Genomic DNA, 16,673 nt, shown 5'->3' on the forward strand with positions numbered 1-16,673 from the left:
GCTTCGCCCCGAAAGGGTTTTTGCGTAAAATGCCGGCCTTTCGTCACACCTCACGGATTTCGCGTCATGGGCACTCTTACGGTCAACCAGAACAAACTGCAAAAGCGCCTTCGCCGCCAGGCGGGTGAGGCTGTTGCCGATTTCAACATGATTGAAGACGGCGACAAGGTCATGGTCTGCCTGTCCGGTGGCAAGTTATAAGCAAAGATTATTTTGTAAAACAGAAAATTTCTTAGTTCTTGCCTTTAAAGCCTGCCATATATCAGTTCTCCCTCCCTCTAACTTGACAAAGCTCTCTTTCGTACTAATCTTCACTGATTGGTTATTGGACGAGGTATTTTGTCAATGAAAGTCAGACAGTACCAATATAATTCGATACCTTTCGTGTCCATAGTCGATGAATCGGATTGTCCGTTCGATCCGTATGTTTCGTGTTATCTGAATGGGCCACTGTCTTCTAAAGCACCAAATACAAGACTTAGATACGCGAATGAACTGTTGTTCGTGCTTCAGTTCTTTGTTGAAAAAAATATAAATCTTCCGGCACGAATTGCGTCTGGGAAGTTGATATCGCAGAAAGAGTATATGCAGTTTTATGACGCGTGTTGCTTAATCAAGGATGTGTTTGACTCAAGTTTGAGTATAAAAGAGTTTCAAGTAAGCGATAAACACCTCCGTAATGTTATTGTCGCCAATCAGAAGGGGATGGCGAAGGTGTCAAATGAAACTTTGCAAGGCCGCATCAGAAGGCTGAGATGTTTTCTTATATGGCTGTTTGAACAGTTTCATGGTGTATTCGGGATTGAAGAAAGTCTGAATGATCGATTCGATAAGCTGATTTCAAAAATCAAACTAGATGAAGAAGATCTTGGGCGAAATCACGGACAAGAAATAAAGGGGGCTGACGAGTCTGTGATTCCTGATGAGGTTTTCACGAAATTGTTGGAAATGATGGTGCCATCTTCACCTAATAATCCATTCAAAGGGTCAAGAATTAGAAATTACTTAATAGTTAATTTGTTAATTTGCGGTGGTATCAGGAGAGGCGCGCTAGCGAAGTCAAAGGTATCAGACTTTCATTTCTACGGAACTTATGATCAGGTATCTATATACCGCTCGGGAAACGACCCGACAGACTCTCGTACAGAAAAACCCAACCAAAAGACTAAGGCGCATCTGGCTACGGTTGGTCAGGATTTGATGTTTCATGTTAAGTTCTATATTGATCAGATTCGGTCAAAATTTTCTCGGGCTCAATATCATGATTTTTTATTGATCAGTGAAAATGATTCTAAAGGAACTGCAGGCCAACCACTTTCCTTAAAGTCGATAAATTCAATTTTTCAGACCATTTCTAAGGCTTTGGGGTTTCATGTCCATCCCCATATGCTCCGCCATAAATGGAATGAGATTTTTGATAAAGAGGCGGATCGTGTTGGGATTGATCCAGTTCTTCGTGAGGACACTAGAAAATATGCGATGGGGTGGTCGCATAATAGCACAATGGTCGACGTATACGATGATAAGCGCTTGGCGCTTGTAGCAAGGGAACTGTCGATAGCGCATCAGCAACGTATGGCGCAAAAAAAATGAACCACTCAAACGGATCGATATCGACAAATAAAGTTGATAAAGCGCCTTCATTGTTTTCAGCCAAGTCTGGTTTGATTGTTGATGCTTTAGATGATGAATGGGTAATACTTCCAAATAAGGGGAAAGGAGCGGGGGTTAGCGTTGGTTGGGTTCATGCTTCGGATATGACAGAAACTGAAAAAGAGTTGATTTTGGATGTGTTTGTCTATTACGTAAGAACCAAGGCTGCAAGCACTGCATCGGGTGTTGTTACCAACATAAGGCCATTTGTCTTGGGTGGTATACCTTCGTTAGATAAAGTTAAGGCGTTATGGAGTGGGTTGAGTACGCATAAGAAAAAGGCTCTTAATCAGTTTTTTGGTACTCTATCAAAAATGGGGCATAAGAAATTTCATGGCTACCACAAATTCACAAAAGAACATTTGGATAAAACTAGCGTTAATCCACTTGATTTGTCCACAGGTGCTTTTAACGATGTAGAGTTTGATTCGTTGGCGAAGAAAATCAATGAAAACCTTCAGCGATTTAAGTGGAATGCTGAGCAAGAACTTTCTTTTTACCAGTCTTCGATGCGTTATGGTGTTCTCAAAAATATGGTGACGACTAAGTTGTTGGTGTCCATTGTACGTCGGCCAATCCAGATTGCGCTTTTGAAGTGGTCAGATTTGATTCCCTCAGGTTCAAGTTTTCACGATGCGGCAATCCGGAGCGTGGACGAGATAGGCAGCTTGGGGGGAGAGACGCTTCAACTTAGAGTGTACATCGCTAAGTCTACGGGAATGCTTTTTTCGCGGGAGCGTCCCGAGAGATATCCATTGTATATTTCTGAAGAGTTAGCAAAAGTGCTAATTGAGTTTAAGGGAGTAGTTTTCAAGGGGGTCAAGTTGCTTATGAAATCATCGGAGATTGACGTTGATGATACCGAGCTTCTGAAGTTAATGAACGATATTCCTATGTTTCCAGATGTAAGCCTTTTTTCTTTGGAAGTTGAGTCGTTAGATTTCTTAAGAAGTCTTTTTTCTCCCCGCTCTACTGCCTACCATGTATCGGAATCGTGCATCACAAATGCCATCAGGTGCGTTCGTCCCAGCTCTGATCGCGTAGCGGATTGTATAGCCAGTTCTAATAGGGTTCGCCATACCGTATTAACTCGAGGTGCTCAAGATGGACTTTCTGCTGCACAATTGGCCAAAATAACCGGTGTAACCGTGCCAGCTGCAAGGCACTACATTGACTTGGATTATAAGTCTAGACGGGAGATTGACTCAAAATATATAGGCAACGAATTTCTTAAGGCTGCGTTTAGCGGCTCCTTAGCTTTGAGCCGGGAAAGAGATGAAGTTATAGTTGATTACAATTTCAGCCCTGTTGGGGGAGCGCGAAATGAGCGTGTTTGCCATACCTGTTCCACAGTTATGGGGCGACCGTTGGGCTGTTATGGGTGTCCTAATTTCTTTCCAATACTTGAGGCAGATCACAGGTCAGTCTTAGAAGCGGCGGAGGATAAGCTTACGCTAAATCGTAACGCCTTACTCAACCCTCTTCATACTCGAAGCATCGAAAAACTAGAGCGGCAGATTGTTTGGGTTAAATTGACTATTGCCGTGTGTGATGAGACTCTTGCCAGGCAGCGCTCTATAGATGATTAATAAATACTTAGACAGACTGGAATCACTAATCTGTTTGTATCGTGAATCGGAATTTATACAATTTGAGGGCCCTGATGGAGAGAAGGCAGATTTCGATGATTTAATCTGGCACCACATCGATCCAAATAGTGGTCGCAATAATAGGTTTCTCTGCGGCATACATGGAAAAAAGGGTAGATATTCCGGTAACCTGTCTAGCGATGCTCTTCCTTACCCTTATAGTTATCTGATAAAAATTTGGGTTGTCGAAACAACCAATACAAATTTGTCTGTCAGTGAAAAAAAAGCTCGAACATCTGCCGCCAGAAAGATGCTGTCACGCATGGATGGCGATCTTTACGTTCAATCGGAGTCTTCAGTTCGCAGTCTTTGCTTAGGAAGTAGGACTGTTGACCGTCTGCGCCCGTTTTTTGAATTCTGTGCTGATAAGGGATTGATGAGAAAGATTGATTTGCAGGGTGTTGAAGATCGAGACAGGACTGGGCATGCAAGTTACGATAAGAAACTGGAAAAACTTCCTGATATCAGTGCAGTTGTAGCCTTAGGTAATATTTTTTCGACAGTATTCGAACATGTAGATGAAAAAGGAACTGTTCTCCCTGGTAAGGACGTAATAATCCATGATGCAATGGTTTTAACTTTTACCCTTCTATCTCTTGCATCACCTAACCGTACCTCTGCTGAAATTCCAGTTCTGCCTAAACAAGTACTTCAGTCTCACTCAGAGGGTGATGGGGAGCCCGTTTATTATCTTAATTGGATTGGAAGCAAAGGATACAAAAATAATCGTAATCACGTACTTTCTGCGCTTGCTGAGTCAATTAACAAAGCCGTTAACTATTTTTTCAACGCTTGTGAACCCGCCAGAATACTTTGCAGATTTTATGAAAAGCCTTCTGGGAATTGGAGAAGGTTGCTTGGGGGGTTCGAGATTGAAACGGAACTAAAGAAAAACTTATCTCAGACTCAGCAACCAAATCTTTTTACACTGGGCTATGCACTAGGCTTTTATGGTGTAGACGATTGCGTTCCGGTACTAAAAAAAGGGGCTGATCTAACGAGTACTCATGCTAATCACAGAGGTCGTTTTTTTGAAAATAAACCAATTTTTTCTTTGCTACCTGATGATCAGTTGTCTGTATCGAGTTCTAAGAAGACTAAATTATCTGCTTTACCCTATCTATTCGGGTATACACAACTCCCAGAGCTATTTGTTGATAAAGATGTCGTGACGGTGGAAGAGGTGCAAAATTGGTGGGTGTCTTTTTATAGAAAAGAAATTTTACCCGAGTTTCCTCTTTCTTTCTCTAACGGTGAATCGAGCATTAAGCTTAAAAACGCTATGTTTTGCTTCTTGGGAGGTTGGTTTTATGGGGATTCAAAAAATCAAGGGGGAGGTGGAAAGACACTTCAGAAAACGAATTACGCGGTTGTCCCTTTGGCCTCATTAGGAAACTCCATTTTAACTCGACTTTGCCCCCATGGAGGTGAAGATTCGCTTTTCGTTGACTATGGATATTCCTCAGAGATACGGCTGACACCAAATCAGTTGCGCCACCTAACAAATACTCTCGCTGATTTAAGTAATATTCCAGTTGAAATTATTACTGCTTGGTCAGGTAGGAAAAGCTCTGAGCAAACTCATACTTATATCCATACGAGTGATGACGTAAAAGCGAGCCGAGTAAGCGCGATAGTAAATCCGCCGAAGTTCGACAAGAGCTCAATTAGGACTTATTCTAAGGAGCAGCTTGCAACAGTTACGAATCTACCAGCCTCGATCACTTCGACGGGACTTTGTAGTCAAAATCTACATGTAGACCCCTGCAATTATTTGAATGATTTCATCTCCCAGTGTTTTCTGTGTCCTGAGGCTTGTTATATTGCAGGTGATGAGAGTGCTATCGAGCTTTTTGAAAAAGATTTAGGGTTTCAAAACGCGCGGTTAGAGTCGGTAGCGGGTGATATTCGTTTGTCAGCTTCTTCGGCAATGAAAAAATGGTATGTTATCCATTCTCGAAATGTTCATGTTCTTTCGATGCTGATTGATCTGATGAGAGATTGTTCCGCAGGTACCACAATTCGTTACTCGAACAGAAACTCTGAATTCAATCTGATCGATTTAAATACGATGATCATAAAAAAAGTTGCGTGTGCGCTCCCAGATCTTGAGGCGCGCTTAAAAGGTCTGATTGAAGATAAAGTTACGAGTGCTACGACTGATACCAATCCTCAGTTACGTTCTCTTTTGACGTCTTTCGGCCTGAGCAATAAGGAGGCATGACGTGGTGGAACCAAAAATATCTGCCCAGGCACAACGCAAGATAGAGATTATGCTGACCAAATGGACGGGTAAGCTTACTTGGGATGCGCTGGTGACAAAGGTTGAGCTTGAACTTGCGATGAAAACGACAAGACAAACTCTCTGCACTTATGTGGGTATAGCTACATCATATAAAAACAAGAAAGCGCAACTTCGAGGCGCATCCCCCTCGCTCTACACAAAAATTACCGCTTCTGATGTAAAGTTGGTCGAACAGATAGAGAACCTGAAGGCTGCGGTTGAAGTGCTGAAAAAAAATAATGCTGAACAACTTCGAATGATTGAAAGGATGCTTTTGAATGCAAGTACAATTCCCAATCTAGATCTGTATGCTTTAGTTAAGCGAAGACCTGAGGAGGTACAAAAAAACTAATATGTACTTATTTTAATTGTCTCATATCTTTTTTAGAGTATGGCGGAGTGTTTTAAAAAGCTCGGGTGATTTAGTTGGCATGCAAAAAATAAGTGTTGTGTTGTCTAACACAGAGTCTTTCATAAATTTTCTACGGTAATAGTTCTGCTGGGCCACATTCAAGGCTTTCGGCAATCTGGTACAGCTTTTCGACCGTAATGTTGACTTCGCCCCGTTCAATTCGCCCCATATAGCTACGGTCTACTTGGCAAAACAGAGCGAAGACGTCTTGCGATAGACCTTTCGCTTTCCTCGCTTGCCTGATCTTTTTCCCCAATTCTTTCGCCAGATTCCCCATAGCCGCCTCGACACACATGAGGAAGGACTATCGAGCGTTTGCGGACGAATCAGCCACGGACTATAATCCGTATTTTGTTTAAAGATCATTGAGGCGCCTGCATGAAACAAGATTTATTCGAATTCGACAGGCAGCTCCATTCTCTGCTTTGCGACCATTTTTCTAGGGAGTTCACGACCCGGCAGTTGAGAGACGCGTACGCGGCACTCCTTCCTCCCTCAAGCTTTCGGCTCGCGGATGTGCGTGTTTATGTTTATGAACAGATCCGAAGGTTAATTCGCGTTGGCTGGGCGGAGATGGCAGTGCAGCGCCAGAAGCGCGGACAGGTGTTTCGTATGCTGGAGATGCCCCAACGGCTGCAGCTCGTACTGGTAGATGGGAACTTCTCCCTGGCCGTCGATCCTCTGGAAGCTCCAGCAGATGAGGGAAGAGAAACACCATGCCCTGTGCCTAGCTCAAAGGAAGGGCAAGACGATCAGGCCCGCCTTCAAGCGATGCTTAAGGAGACCCAGCTTGATCTGCTTTCATCTTTGGGCGAGACCGAGCGGTACAAGCAGTTGTTTGAGGAAATTCCTCACCTGAAGGGGCGTCTTGAAGGGGTATATCTGGAAGTCCGTGATAGGAGCTCAAAGCTTCTTGGTCACGTTCGTGCAATCGAGAATACGCTTAAGGCGATTTCTGCCGCATGAACTCTACTCTCAGGGTATGGCAACACGACTGCATTAAGTTGGCTATGCAGCACTACACCAAGCAACCTCATTTTTTTTGCCAAGCAACTCCCGGTGCCGGCAAGACGAAAATGGCAGCGGAGTTGGCCAGGCAGTTGCTGCAGCAAGACAAGATAGATTTGATTCTCTGCTTTGCTCCGTCACGGCAAACAATGGATGGATTTCAGAGAACATTTTCAGCCGTTCTAGGGAAGCGCCTGGATGGATTGATAGGTGCCGTCGGTGCTGCTTGCACGTATCAAGGAATGGAATATCGAGACGCAGCATTCTGGAAACTGTTCGACGACTATAGGGTGTTCGCAGTTTTCGATGAAATCCATCACTGCGCTGGCCATGACTTGCTGTTAAGCAATGCATGGGGTCAGCAGATTGTGCAAAGGATTCAAGATCGCGCCACCTTCACTCTTGCCCTCTCGGGGACACCCTGGAGGTCTGACCAGAAGGCAATAGCGCTTGCTCGATATTCTCAGCCAGACGGGGTGCTGATCTGTGATTACCGATATGGCCTGCAGGAGGCAATCGCTGACGGCGTATGTCGGTCGCCGCGCATCGTCGTATTGGATAACAACATGGTGAGGTTAACTGAAACGCTATCCACAGAAGGCACCGTCACGACGTATCCGAGTATAGCCAGGCTACTTTCTGAGTCACCCGTGTCTTATGAAGATCTGCTGTTCCATGACGATATCCTGCGGCAGATTCTGTTGTTAGGGTGCACAAAGCTTCACGAAATCCGTGAGCGCCATCCGGAAGCCGGGGGCCTGGTGGTTGCGACAAACATTGAGCACGCTCACCGCATAGCTGACCTTATGCGTGCTCAGGGGGAGGTGTGTCAGGTCGTGACCAATAAGACGCCAAACGCGCAGCAGGTCATCAATGATTTTCGACATGGTGGCTGCACCTGGATTATTGCGGTTGGCATGATCAGCGAGGGGACGGACATACCCAGGCTTCAGGTTTGCTGTCATCTAAGTCGTATACGTACCGAACTGCACTATCGCCAGGTGTTGGGCAGAATCCTCAGGCGCTCAAGTGATGCGGATGAAAAAGCTTGGCTGTATGTTCTCGCGGAACCTGCGCTCCAGCAGTACTCGGAGCGTTTGGCCGATGATCTGCCCGATGATCATGCCGTATTGAGTGTCGTGCGAGCTGCGGAGTATGAGTGCGACGACAAGATTGACGGCCATCCAGCAGATCCTAGTGGCATTGAAATCGCCATCTTAGGAGGCTCAATGGGCGGAGCCTTTTCCCGAATGGGGAGCGATCACGCTATTTCGATTCTCGGCTCATCTGAGCCCGCATTCTATGAACTCAACTTTTCACAGCACTACCGAACTCAGCTTCTGAGTGTGTATTGAGCGCATGGGTGCACCAACGTAGCTGAGCTTGGAAAAGCTCAGCTTCGGCTTCCCTGTTAACTGACCTAGCGGGCGCAAACGCCGGCTTCCAAAAGCTCGTTTGGATAGCAGCAAAACACTGCTTGCCACCAATGCGAGAAACCTGTTGTGCGAAAACAGAAAAACAAACGTAAGAAAAAGAAATTCATCAAGCCGTTGATGACCATCGAAATCACTCGGGAGGCGCGTCAGTTGCTCGAAAAGCGTTCAGCTCGCGCGAGTCGATTCTTGGATGCGATAGCGATTGTTGATGATAATTTGGAGCCCCAGCTCTAAACATCACTCCATAGGAACTATGTGGATTGAAGGCCATTCCGACAAATGCGGAGTATGAGTGTTGGCCATGTCTGTAGAAGCTATGCGTGCGAAGGCACACCATTCTTACCGCGCCCGCCTGGAGGTAATCATCCGTATTCCTACGGCCGTTTCGGATCATGATATCCACGAAATGATCAAGGTCGGTTTTCCGACCTACAGCCTCGAGTCGCTTCTCGAATACTGCAGGGCAAGCCTACTCGATTGTTCGAGCTTCATCTCGCCGGTAATACCTGATGTGAATATATCGCGTGGTGAGCGACTGAGTGAGAACGATAGCGCACATTTGTTTCGCGTCGCACACGTCGTCGCGCTAGCTGAGGTCATTTTCGGTAATGACTCGAAGGCAAGACGTTGGTTGGCGGAGCCGAAAGAGGTTTTTTCCGGCGCAACGCCGATAGCGATGCTTTCCACTATTCAAGGTGCTCAGAAAGTTGAAGAGATGTTAATTCAAGCAGTTGAAGGTTTTACATTTTGACTCACTGATAAAGGCAATCGACCTTTTTTTGTCTAAAGGTCTGTCGAGCATCCCATCTTAGAAAGCGGGAATGGAGGAAACGACAGCTACAGATACTGAATCGCCCCTAATTTTTTAGACGCTGAACGACCGCACTTGGCCGATCGGTGCCTGTCGCGAAGGGTAGCGTGCGACCCAAAGCTGACGGTGGTGAAAGGCAGAAGTCGGCCAATAGCGGTCGGTCGACGCACCTGCTTCAGTACTACATAAGCGTAGGCATCAGGAAGGTAGGTTTGGCAGACGCTTACGCCATGACCCCGGGCACCCCACTCTATTCATTAGAGACAGGTCGTGAGGGATAGCGCTATAGCACCACCTGAGTACCCAATTCGACCACCCGATTAGAGGGGATTTTGAAGAAGGCAGTAACGCTACTGGCATTGCGGAACATCGCCACAAAAATCAGGGCGCGCCAATAGGCCATGCTTGAACCTAACTTCGGAATCAGCGTTTCTCGCCCGAGGAAGAACGACGTATCCATCATGTTGATCTCCAGCCCAGCCTCACTTGCCAGGACCAATGCTGCAGGAATATCTGGTTCGTCCTTAAAACCATATTGCACGACCACTTGTGCGAAGTTGCTCGCCAGGCGACGAATCATTAGGCGGTCGTCAATAAGAACATAAGGAACATCAAGTACCTTCACGCTCAGGATAATGATCTGCTCATGCAGTGCTTTGTAATGCTTCAGACTGTGAATCATGGCATGCGGCACGGACTCTGGCTCTGCGGTCAGGAATACAGCCGTCCCAGGTACACGCTGAACGCCGCCTTCGACAATATTGGCGATGAAGGGCTGCAACTGCATCGCTTCGGCCGCCAAGCGTTCACTCAGCAGTTCTCGGCCACGTTTCCAGGTGGTCAGCAAGACGAAAATAGCCATGCCGAATACCAGTGGGAACCAACCACCGTCTGGAATTTTCACTGAGTTGGCCAGGAAAAATCCGAGATCAATGCAAATAAAGGGTAATGCCCCCAGAACGGCGCGCAACGGACTCCAATGCCACAATCGAATCGCTACAGCTATGGCCAGAAAATTGGTGATAAGCATGGTTCCGGTAACGGCAATGCCGTAAGCGGCAGCCAGGTTTGAGGACGAGCCGAACCCGACAACCAGAGCAATGATCGATGCGAGCAGCAGCCAATTTATGGCCGGCAAATAGATCTGGCCTATTTGCCGATCTGAGGTGTGCTGAATTTCCAGGCGGGGGGTGTAGCCGAGTTGCATCGCCTGCTGGGTGATGGAAAAGGCGCCGGAGATCACAGCCTGTGAAGCGATGATGGTTGCCACTGTCGCCAGAATCACCAGCGCATAGCGTCCCCATTCCGGGGCTAGCAGATAAAACGGGTTCTGTATTGTCGTCGGATCAGCAAGCAACAGAGCGCCCTGGCCAAAGTAATTGATCAGTAGTGCTGGCAGAACATACCCAATCCAGGCGTATTGAATAGGTTTGGCACCGAAGTGGCCCATGTCGGCATACAAAGCTTCGGCACCGGTAATGCATAGAACCACTGCACCCAAGGCGAGAAAGCCAAGGATGGAGTTCCCAAGTAGAAAGTGCATGGCATGCAGCGGGTTGATGGCCGCGAGTACTGACGGATTGCCAATAATGGCGGCAGCACCCAATACCGCCAGAACGGCAAACCAGAGCAGCATCACCGGCCCAAACAGGGCCCCTACGCCGGCGCTGCCCTTGCGCTGAAAGGCGAACAGGCCAATCAAAATGGCCACGGTAATGGGGATGATGTAAGGCTTGAACGTGGGCGTGATGATTTCCAATCCCTCGACAGCCGAGAGCACTGAAATTGCTGGGGTAATGACCCCGTCCCCGTAAAACAGCGCCGCACCGAAAAGCCCGAGAGTAACCAGCAGTTTTTGCTGCCAGGAACGCTCCACACCTTTCTGCAAGGCCAGGGTCATTAGCGCGATGATGCCACCTTCGCCCTTGTTATTGGCCCGCATGATGAAGACCACATATTTCAGCGTGACCACAATGATCAGCGACCAAAAGAACAGGGACAAAACTCCCAGTACATTTTCCGGGGTAATGGCAACCGGATGGTGAGCGCTACCGAATACTTCCTTGAGAGAGTACAGCGGGCTGGTACCAATGTCGCCATAGACAATGCCTAGTGCAGCCAGCGTCAATGTGGCCAGACGTTTTTTGCCTTGTTCGTCGTGCATGCAAGTCCCCTCAAGGCTGGAAGCGGTAACCCACGCCTGTTTCTGTCAGAAAATATTTGGGTTGAGTCGGATCGTCTTCGAGCTTCTGGCGCAAGTGCCCGACATAAACGCGTAGGTAGTGACTACTCTCGACATAGGCCGGCCCCCAAATTTCCCGCAGCAAACTGCGTTGGGTCAGCACCTTGCCGGGTTCTCCCAGCAGGCATGAAAGCAGTCGATATTCAATTGGAGTGAGGTGAATGGTCTCGCCATCACGGACCACCAGTCGGCGCGATAAATCCACGCTGATGGTGCCGAACTCGATAATCGGGGAAGCCGCTTCGGCACTCCGACTACGGCGCCGCAGCAGCGCGCGAACCCTTGCACGCAACTCGCCAACACTGAAGGGTTTGGTCAGGTAGTCGTCGGCCCCGGCATCCAAGGCATCGATCTTGTCGTTTTCCTGCGATCGGGCAGACAGAATCAGTACCGGAACATCGGACCAGCTACGTAGGTCCCGTATCAGGTCGATGCCGTCTCCATCCGGTAGACCCAGGTCGAGAATCAGCAGATCGGGCTTTCTCGTTCCCGCTTCGATCAGGCCGTGGCTCATCGTTTCAGCTTCAGCCACCTGGCAGCCTTCTGCTTCCAGTGCCAGCCGAACGAAACGACGGATTTGCTTCTCGTCTTCAATAACCAGAACTTTGGCTGAGGTCGAGATCATGGCTGCTCTTCCTCAACAATCGGTGGTGTCCCTTTGGGCAGGGTAAAGCTGACGCTGGCTCCACCGCCTGGTCGATTGTCGGCGCTGATCCGTCCGCTATGCGCTTCCACAATGGCTTTGCAAATGGCCAACCCAAGCCCTGTCCCCGGTTTGTCAGATGCGCCTTCCCCTCGGACGAATATCTTGAATAGATCGTCGCTTCGTTTGCTCGAAAACCCTGGACCATGGTCTTCGACACGGACCTCTACGTTGTCGTCATTCTGTATGGCCACCAATTCAATGGCACTACCTTCAGGCGAATACTTCGCAGCATTTTCAAGTAGGTTGCAGAGGACCCGTTCGATCAGGACGGCGTCATAGTTGAGCAGCGGCAACCCCTTGGGGAGGGTCACTTTGATGGGATGTTCAGTCAATGCGCTGCCAAGCAACTTGATGCTGGCACCAATTACCTCTTCAAGCAGCTGCCACTCACGCCGCAAGGTGACTTCACCAGCATTCAGCCGGGCCATATCCAGAAGGTTGCTGACTAGACCCGCCAGGCGCGCGGCCTGCTCGTGCAAGGCCTGAGCCGTTTCCAAGGCCATCGCAGGCAACGCCGGCTGGATAAGCGATAACGAGTCAGCCAAGCCAACCATTGCGGTTAACGGCGTACGAAGATCGTGCGATAGCGCCGCGAGAATGGAGCCGCGTAGGCGCTCTGTCAGCATATTAACTTCAGTGGTTTGCGCTACTTCGACGTAATGCAGGCGTTCGACCGCGACTGCGATCAGGGACGCGAGGGTCTCTAATAGTGATACGGCATTGCTTGAGAGTTTTGGCGAGCCTTCTGCGAATTTGACTGCAAGTACACCCCGAGTGCGCATCGACGCTCGCAAGGGCAGATACAGCGGCGCATAGCCCATGCTGTTGAGTTCGTCGTTACGCACCAGTTGTCCACTCTCCAGCGCGACCTGGGCAAGGCGCATTTCAACCAGCGGAGATTCGGGCTTAGGCGAGTTGCTCAGCACTTCCTGTTCATTGGGCAGCAAGATGACTGACTGTGCATCGAATTGCGTCTTGATGAAGGACTGGCCAATGCCCACTACCTGTTCAACGGTGAGGGTTCCGGCCAGTTGGCGGGCCAGTTGATACAGCGCCTGCGTTTGTTGTTCGCGGAAGTGAGATTGTTGTGCCCTTTGTTTCAGTCCGGCGGCAAGCTGCGCGGTCGTCAATGCGGTCACCAGCATGACGCCAAACGTGACCAGATACTGGATGTTGCTGACTGCCAGAGAAAAACGTGGCGGTACGAAAAAGAAGTCAAAGAGTAAAACGCTGAGAACTGAGGCCAAAATGGCTTGATTGCGCCCTATCTTTGCCGCCACCAGTTGCACGGTCAGCAGGAACAGCATCACGATATTGGCCAAGTCGAGATAAGAGAGCAGCGGTGTGGCTATAAGCGTCATTGCGCTGCAGGCGAGGATGGTCAGTAAATACCCCTGTAGCGAGGTGAATTTTTCCGACTTACTTCTCAACAACGACACTTTATTGGTCATATTGAGCGTCCTTTTACGATAAGCAACAGACTAGCCACAGCCGTGTAAAAACGCTGACTATTCTGGTGAGTCCGGCGTAGAAATGTCGTAAAGATTTCGGCAGGTATTGTGAGCGGTGAACCCGTTCTTCGAGCCATTAGCGGACATCCACCAATGACCTGATCACTTCTATGCCCAGGCGCCCAGCACGCTAAGTTCAGGTCGCCCGCAAAGCCGTGCAAGCTAGCTCTGGGTACTCATTCCTCTTGGCCGCGAGCTTTCTGATGCGGGCGACTGCCCAATAGACAAGGCCGCACTGCCATCTGCCAAGGGCGTAGCGCGTTAGGTGCGCCGTCCCTCAACTGCATTCTTTATTGATTTAATCTCATCGTACCAGGTGCCAAATTGATAGATGGATTTGGTGGAGTAATAGTTGCGCACATCATCATGCTCAAGCGGGCTCAGATTAGCGTATAAATCCTTAAGCCTGTCCGCCTCTGCCGGAAGCAATGGCACCAACTTCACGAAGTCCTTAAAGTTGGAAACCTGCAACGTTCTGATTTTGTACTGGTGACGTTGCTCATTGAATACGTAGGAGTTCGTTAACCTCTCCACCAAGCGTCTTAGCAGAGCAGAAAGCTTGGATTTTTCATCAGGACTGATCTCGACTTGTGGGCCAATGTAGCTATCAATTTGCCCACATAGCTCCTCCCATTTCTCTACGTACTCAGATACCGTCGCACAGTCTTCCAGCACTTGCACGGAGAAGGCGCCACTCAGGCCTGAACCATTTAACGTATTCTGGAGGTTCGCAAAGAAGTCCCAATTGTGTGTCAATACGATCAGTTGCGACTGTGCATTATCCTTCGCGTAGTCACGCAGGCGCTCACAAAAATTAGAGATATAGTTGTAGTCAAAGCTGGTGACTGGATCATCCAGAATCAGGACTTGGTGCGGTGCGACGCTCGCCTCACACATGAACAAGGCTAGTGCGTGAACCTTAAGCTCGCCTTCACTCAGCACGCGATGCACCAGCTCATCTCCGATTTTCGGAAGAACTATCGCATCAGCTCCTTGGTTGGCCAGGCGGACACCAATTTGTTCCAGCGAGGCACCACAGAGACGGCGATACTCTCCATCCAAATACGGTACAAACGAACCTAGAACGAGCGCTGTGTGCGCATCCTTCTTTCGCGCGGTCAGCGCGGACAGGCGTGATGTGAAGTTATAGGACTCCACCACAGTGGCGACGCCAGCAAAGGAAATCGCGTTTTGGCAAATCGTCTCGATTTGAGGGCGCACGGAAGATGCGGTTTCATCGATGCTCAGTACACCAATTTCTGTTGTGAGCTTTGAAATCTCCTCGTTCAGCGCTTGCAACCCATTCGACGCTAACGTCAAAGCTGAGTCAGCGTTGTTGTACTCTGTATTAACCGCTTCGATATAAGCATTCAGCTCGGCGTAACGAGAGTAAGCATCGAGCGCAGCCTGATCAATTAGAGGTGCCTGCAATGAGGCTTTGACTGAGGTGATCAGATCCGAGGCTGCACGCAAGAAATCGGCATTCAACACATTCGAATATTGTGAATAATTTATCTCTGCGAAGCCCTCGATCATTCTTTTCTTGGAGTGCTCAGCCTGCTGTTTAGTATTTAGGGCGTATAGCTCCGTTTGAACCGTTGAAATCAAGTGATTATGGAAGGCCAGGAAGAGTGCCTTAGCTTCATTCTCTAGTGTCTGACGGCACAGCGGGCAGTTTTCAGCAGGAACAAATGGCCGCAATGCAGCAGCTGCGGAGAGAAGCTTCTGCTGGCCTGCCACATCCAGGTCTTTGGAAAATACAGCACCTGCAAGCTCAATGCTTGCAGCCTGCTTTTGCTGGATTGAAAGCAGAATCTGATTGTAGGCAGAGTATGAAAAACCTCCGCACTGCTGAACGAAATTTGCCAATGATTGTTTTACTTGGCCTAGCAGGCTTTTCCTCAGAGTGAGGGCTTGTTGCCCCTCCGCGCTCGTCGCACCCTTAAGCTGCTCTAGCCGTACCTGCTTTTCTGCCTTTTGCAGGCGCTTTTCTACACCAAAGCTCACCGTCCCTATCCAAGAAAGCATAGGCTCGCAATTGGTTGCACTCCAATCCTTAAAAACCCCAGAATTTGTATCTATAACTGCATGAGCGCCCAGCTTAATTTCGGCAATCTTCCTATCGGCATCCTGCCGGTACTCCGCAATTTTAGATCCACCGTAAGCCTGAAACTGCTTCAAATACTCACGTGCATAATCGAAGCACTCTAATCGGAACGCACTCAACTCCACGACAGCTTCTGGTGAGATAGAGCTATTGACGTGTTTGTATGCAACTGCGGAGTCAAAATATTTCAGAGCCTGAGCCTGGCCACCAAAACCGTCCAGCTCTGTCCAATTTTGTACAGAGCCGCCCCGTAGCTTATAGCTAAAGGACGGAAGAACCTTGCTAGAAGAACGAACATTATTCAGAGGCTCTTTCGGCTTCTCAGGATTTGCCAGGATTTTAAATGCCTGGCATAGGCTCGATTTCCCTGCGCCATTCCGACCAAACACTAGTGTTATACGCTTCGATAGATCCAACCTTAGCATGCCGCCTAATTTCTTAAATCCGGAGAAGTCCGACAGACTCTCCAGATGAAACGGTTGGATTGCGTCGCGTGCATTTGCCTTCAGCGTCGGGGGAGTAGCTGCCGCAGGTGCAAAGGTTTCCAGCCCGCAAAACAGCCTCCAGAGGCGCTCAAGCTCACCTGGAGATAGGTTGCCTCCGTCTGAGTTGATTGCGGCTTCACACACCGCGTGAAACCACGCTTCTTTGACCGAATCTCGGTGAGCTAAAAGATAACCTGTTGCATCACTATGCGCTGCCATTTTGACCTCCCTTTCCTGATGACTCAGCCACTATATGAGCACATTGCCATTAGCGCTATGACTCACTGTGTAGTGGTCTGATGAAACCCGACTCCCATTTAGGCGAGAATTCTCGTCAGATAACCGCTTCGAGGGGACTATATGAATGAC

Annotated in this window: 12 protein-coding genes and 1 pseudogene; 8 read left to right on the forward strand and 5 right to left on the reverse strand. The window is 48.6% G+C overall.

Going from position 1 to position 16,673, the window contains the following annotated elements; genetic code table 11:
• Positions 1-66 precede the first annotated feature (66 nt).
• From ACZ3HH_RS17830 to ACZ3HH_RS17850, 5 genes and pseudogenes are all read left to right on the forward strand, one after another.
• Positions 67-195: pseudogene (locus ACZ3HH_RS17830) on the forward strand (tRNA 2-thiocytidine(32) synthetase TtcA); the annotation flags it as partial.
• A gap of 309 nt (positions 196-504) precedes the next feature.
• Positions 505-1,593, forward strand: a complete 1,089-nt coding sequence (locus ACZ3HH_RS17835) for a site-specific integrase (RefSeq protein WP_259674371.1) — start codon at positions 505-507, stop codon at positions 1,591-1,593.
• Positions 1,590-3,242 (forward strand): hypothetical protein, encoded by a 1,653-nt coding sequence (locus tag ACZ3HH_RS17840; protein ID WP_465806364.1) that lies wholly within the window; start codon positions 1,590-1,592, stop codon positions 3,240-3,242. Before ACZ3HH_RS17835 ends, ACZ3HH_RS17840 begins: the two co-directional genes overlap by 4 nt.
• Entirely contained in the window at positions 3,235-5,526 is a 2,292-nt protein-coding gene (locus ACZ3HH_RS17845; protein WP_080943050.1) for a hypothetical protein, read from the forward strand. The genes ACZ3HH_RS17840 and ACZ3HH_RS17845 overlap by 8 nt, the downstream gene beginning before the upstream one ends.
• Before the next feature lies 1 nt (position 5,527).
• Positions 5,528-5,938 (forward strand): hypothetical protein, encoded by a 411-nt coding sequence (locus tag ACZ3HH_RS17850; RefSeq protein ID WP_052961898.1) that lies wholly within the window; start codon positions 5,528-5,530, stop codon positions 5,936-5,938.
• Positions 5,939-6,068: 130 nt separating this feature from the next.
• On the opposite strand, the gene ACZ3HH_RS17855 is transcribed toward ACZ3HH_RS17850, so the two are convergent.
• A complete protein-coding gene (locus tag ACZ3HH_RS17855) occupies positions 6,069-6,275 on the reverse strand; it encodes a helix-turn-helix domain-containing protein (RefSeq protein ID WP_046031820.1) in 207 nt (68 codons plus the stop codon).
• 101 nt (positions 6,276-6,376) lie between these two features.
• Here ACZ3HH_RS17855 and ACZ3HH_RS17860 point away from each other — a divergent pair, with 101 nt between their 5' ends.
• The 3 genes from ACZ3HH_RS17860 to ACZ3HH_RS17870 all read left to right on the forward strand — a co-directional run bounded on the left by ACZ3HH_RS17860 (position 6,377) and on the right by ACZ3HH_RS17870 (position 9,193).
• On the forward strand, positions 6,377-6,964 hold the full coding sequence (locus ACZ3HH_RS17860) for a hypothetical protein (RefSeq protein ID WP_465806367.1): 588 nt from the start codon (positions 6,377-6,379) through the stop codon (positions 6,962-6,964).
• Positions 6,961-8,361, forward strand: coding sequence for a DEAD/DEAH box helicase (locus ACZ3HH_RS17865; protein ID WP_046031576.1), 1,401 nt, complete (start codon positions 6,961-6,963; stop codon positions 8,359-8,361). Before ACZ3HH_RS17860 ends, ACZ3HH_RS17865 begins: the two co-directional genes overlap by 4 nt.
• A gap of 382 nt (positions 8,362-8,743) precedes the next feature.
• On the forward strand, positions 8,744-9,193 hold the full coding sequence (locus tag ACZ3HH_RS17870) for an antitoxin Xre/MbcA/ParS toxin-binding domain-containing protein (RefSeq protein ID WP_046031577.1): 450 nt from the start codon (positions 8,744-8,746) through the stop codon (positions 9,191-9,193).
• 343 nt (positions 9,194-9,536) lie between these two features.
• On the opposite strand, the gene ACZ3HH_RS17875 is transcribed toward ACZ3HH_RS17870, so the two are convergent.
• The 4 genes from ACZ3HH_RS17875 to ACZ3HH_RS17890 form a co-directional block, all read right to left on the reverse strand.
• The gene (locus tag ACZ3HH_RS17875; RefSeq protein WP_465806370.1) at positions 9,537-11,417 is read right to left on the reverse strand and encodes a potassium transporter Kup; all 1,881 of its coding nucleotides are present in this window, start codon (positions 11,415-11,417) and stop codon (positions 9,537-9,539) included.
• A gap of 10 nt (positions 11,418-11,427) precedes the next feature.
• A complete protein-coding gene (gene kdpE, locus ACZ3HH_RS17880) occupies positions 11,428-12,120 on the reverse strand; it encodes a two-component system response regulator KdpE (protein WP_465806372.1) in 693 nt (230 codons plus the stop codon).
• Positions 12,117-13,652 (reverse strand): DUF4118 domain-containing protein, encoded by a 1,536-nt coding sequence (locus tag ACZ3HH_RS17885; RefSeq protein ID WP_465806374.1) that lies wholly within the window; start codon positions 13,650-13,652, stop codon positions 12,117-12,119. The genes kdpE and ACZ3HH_RS17885 overlap by 4 nt, the downstream gene beginning before the upstream one ends.
• A gap of 321 nt (positions 13,653-13,973) precedes the next feature.
• Complete coding sequence (locus ACZ3HH_RS17890; protein WP_465806376.1) at positions 13,974-16,523, reverse strand: AAA family ATPase; 2,550 nt, start codon at positions 16,521-16,523, stop codon at positions 13,974-13,976.
• Between the last annotated feature and the right edge of the window lie 150 nt (positions 16,524-16,673).

It is taken from the genome of Pseudomonas sp. PME37.24/025, assembly GCF_055556615.1.

Bases quoted from the DNA above. Each gene is read 5' to 3' on its own strand.
- ACZ3HH_RS17840 (WP_465806364.1), top strand. From the start codon at position 1,590: ATGAACCACTCAAACGGATCGATATCGACAAATAAAGTTGATAAAGCG.
- kdpE (WP_465806372.1), bottom strand. From the start codon at position 12,120: ATGATCTCGACCTCAGCCAAAGTTCTGGTTATTGAAGACGAGAAGCAA.
- ACZ3HH_RS17845 (WP_080943050.1), top strand. From the start codon at position 3,235: ATGATTAATAAATACTTAGACAGACTGGAATCACTAATCTGTTTGTAT.
- ACZ3HH_RS17865 (WP_046031576.1), top strand. From the start codon at position 6,961: ATGAACTCTACTCTCAGGGTATGGCAACACGACTGCATTAAGTTGGCT.
- ACZ3HH_RS17855 (WP_046031820.1), bottom strand. From the start codon at position 6,275: ATGGGGAATCTGGCGAAAGAATTGGGGAAAAAGATCAGGCAAGCGAGG.
- ACZ3HH_RS17860 (WP_465806367.1), top strand. From the start codon at position 6,377: ATGAAACAAGATTTATTCGAATTCGACAGGCAGCTCCATTCTCTGCTT.
- ACZ3HH_RS17875 (WP_465806370.1), bottom strand. From the start codon at position 11,417: ATGCACGACGAACAAGGCAAAAAACGTCTGGCCACATTGACGCTGGCT.
- ACZ3HH_RS17885 (WP_465806374.1), bottom strand. From the start codon at position 13,652: ATGACCAATAAAGTGTCGTTGTTGAGAAGTAAGTCGGAAAAATTCACC.
- ACZ3HH_RS17870 (WP_046031577.1), top strand. From the start codon at position 8,744: ATGTCTGTAGAAGCTATGCGTGCGAAGGCACACCATTCTTACCGCGCC.
- ACZ3HH_RS17890 (WP_465806376.1), bottom strand. From the start codon at position 16,523: ATGGCAGCGCATAGTGATGCAACAGGTTATCTTTTAGCTCACCGAGAT.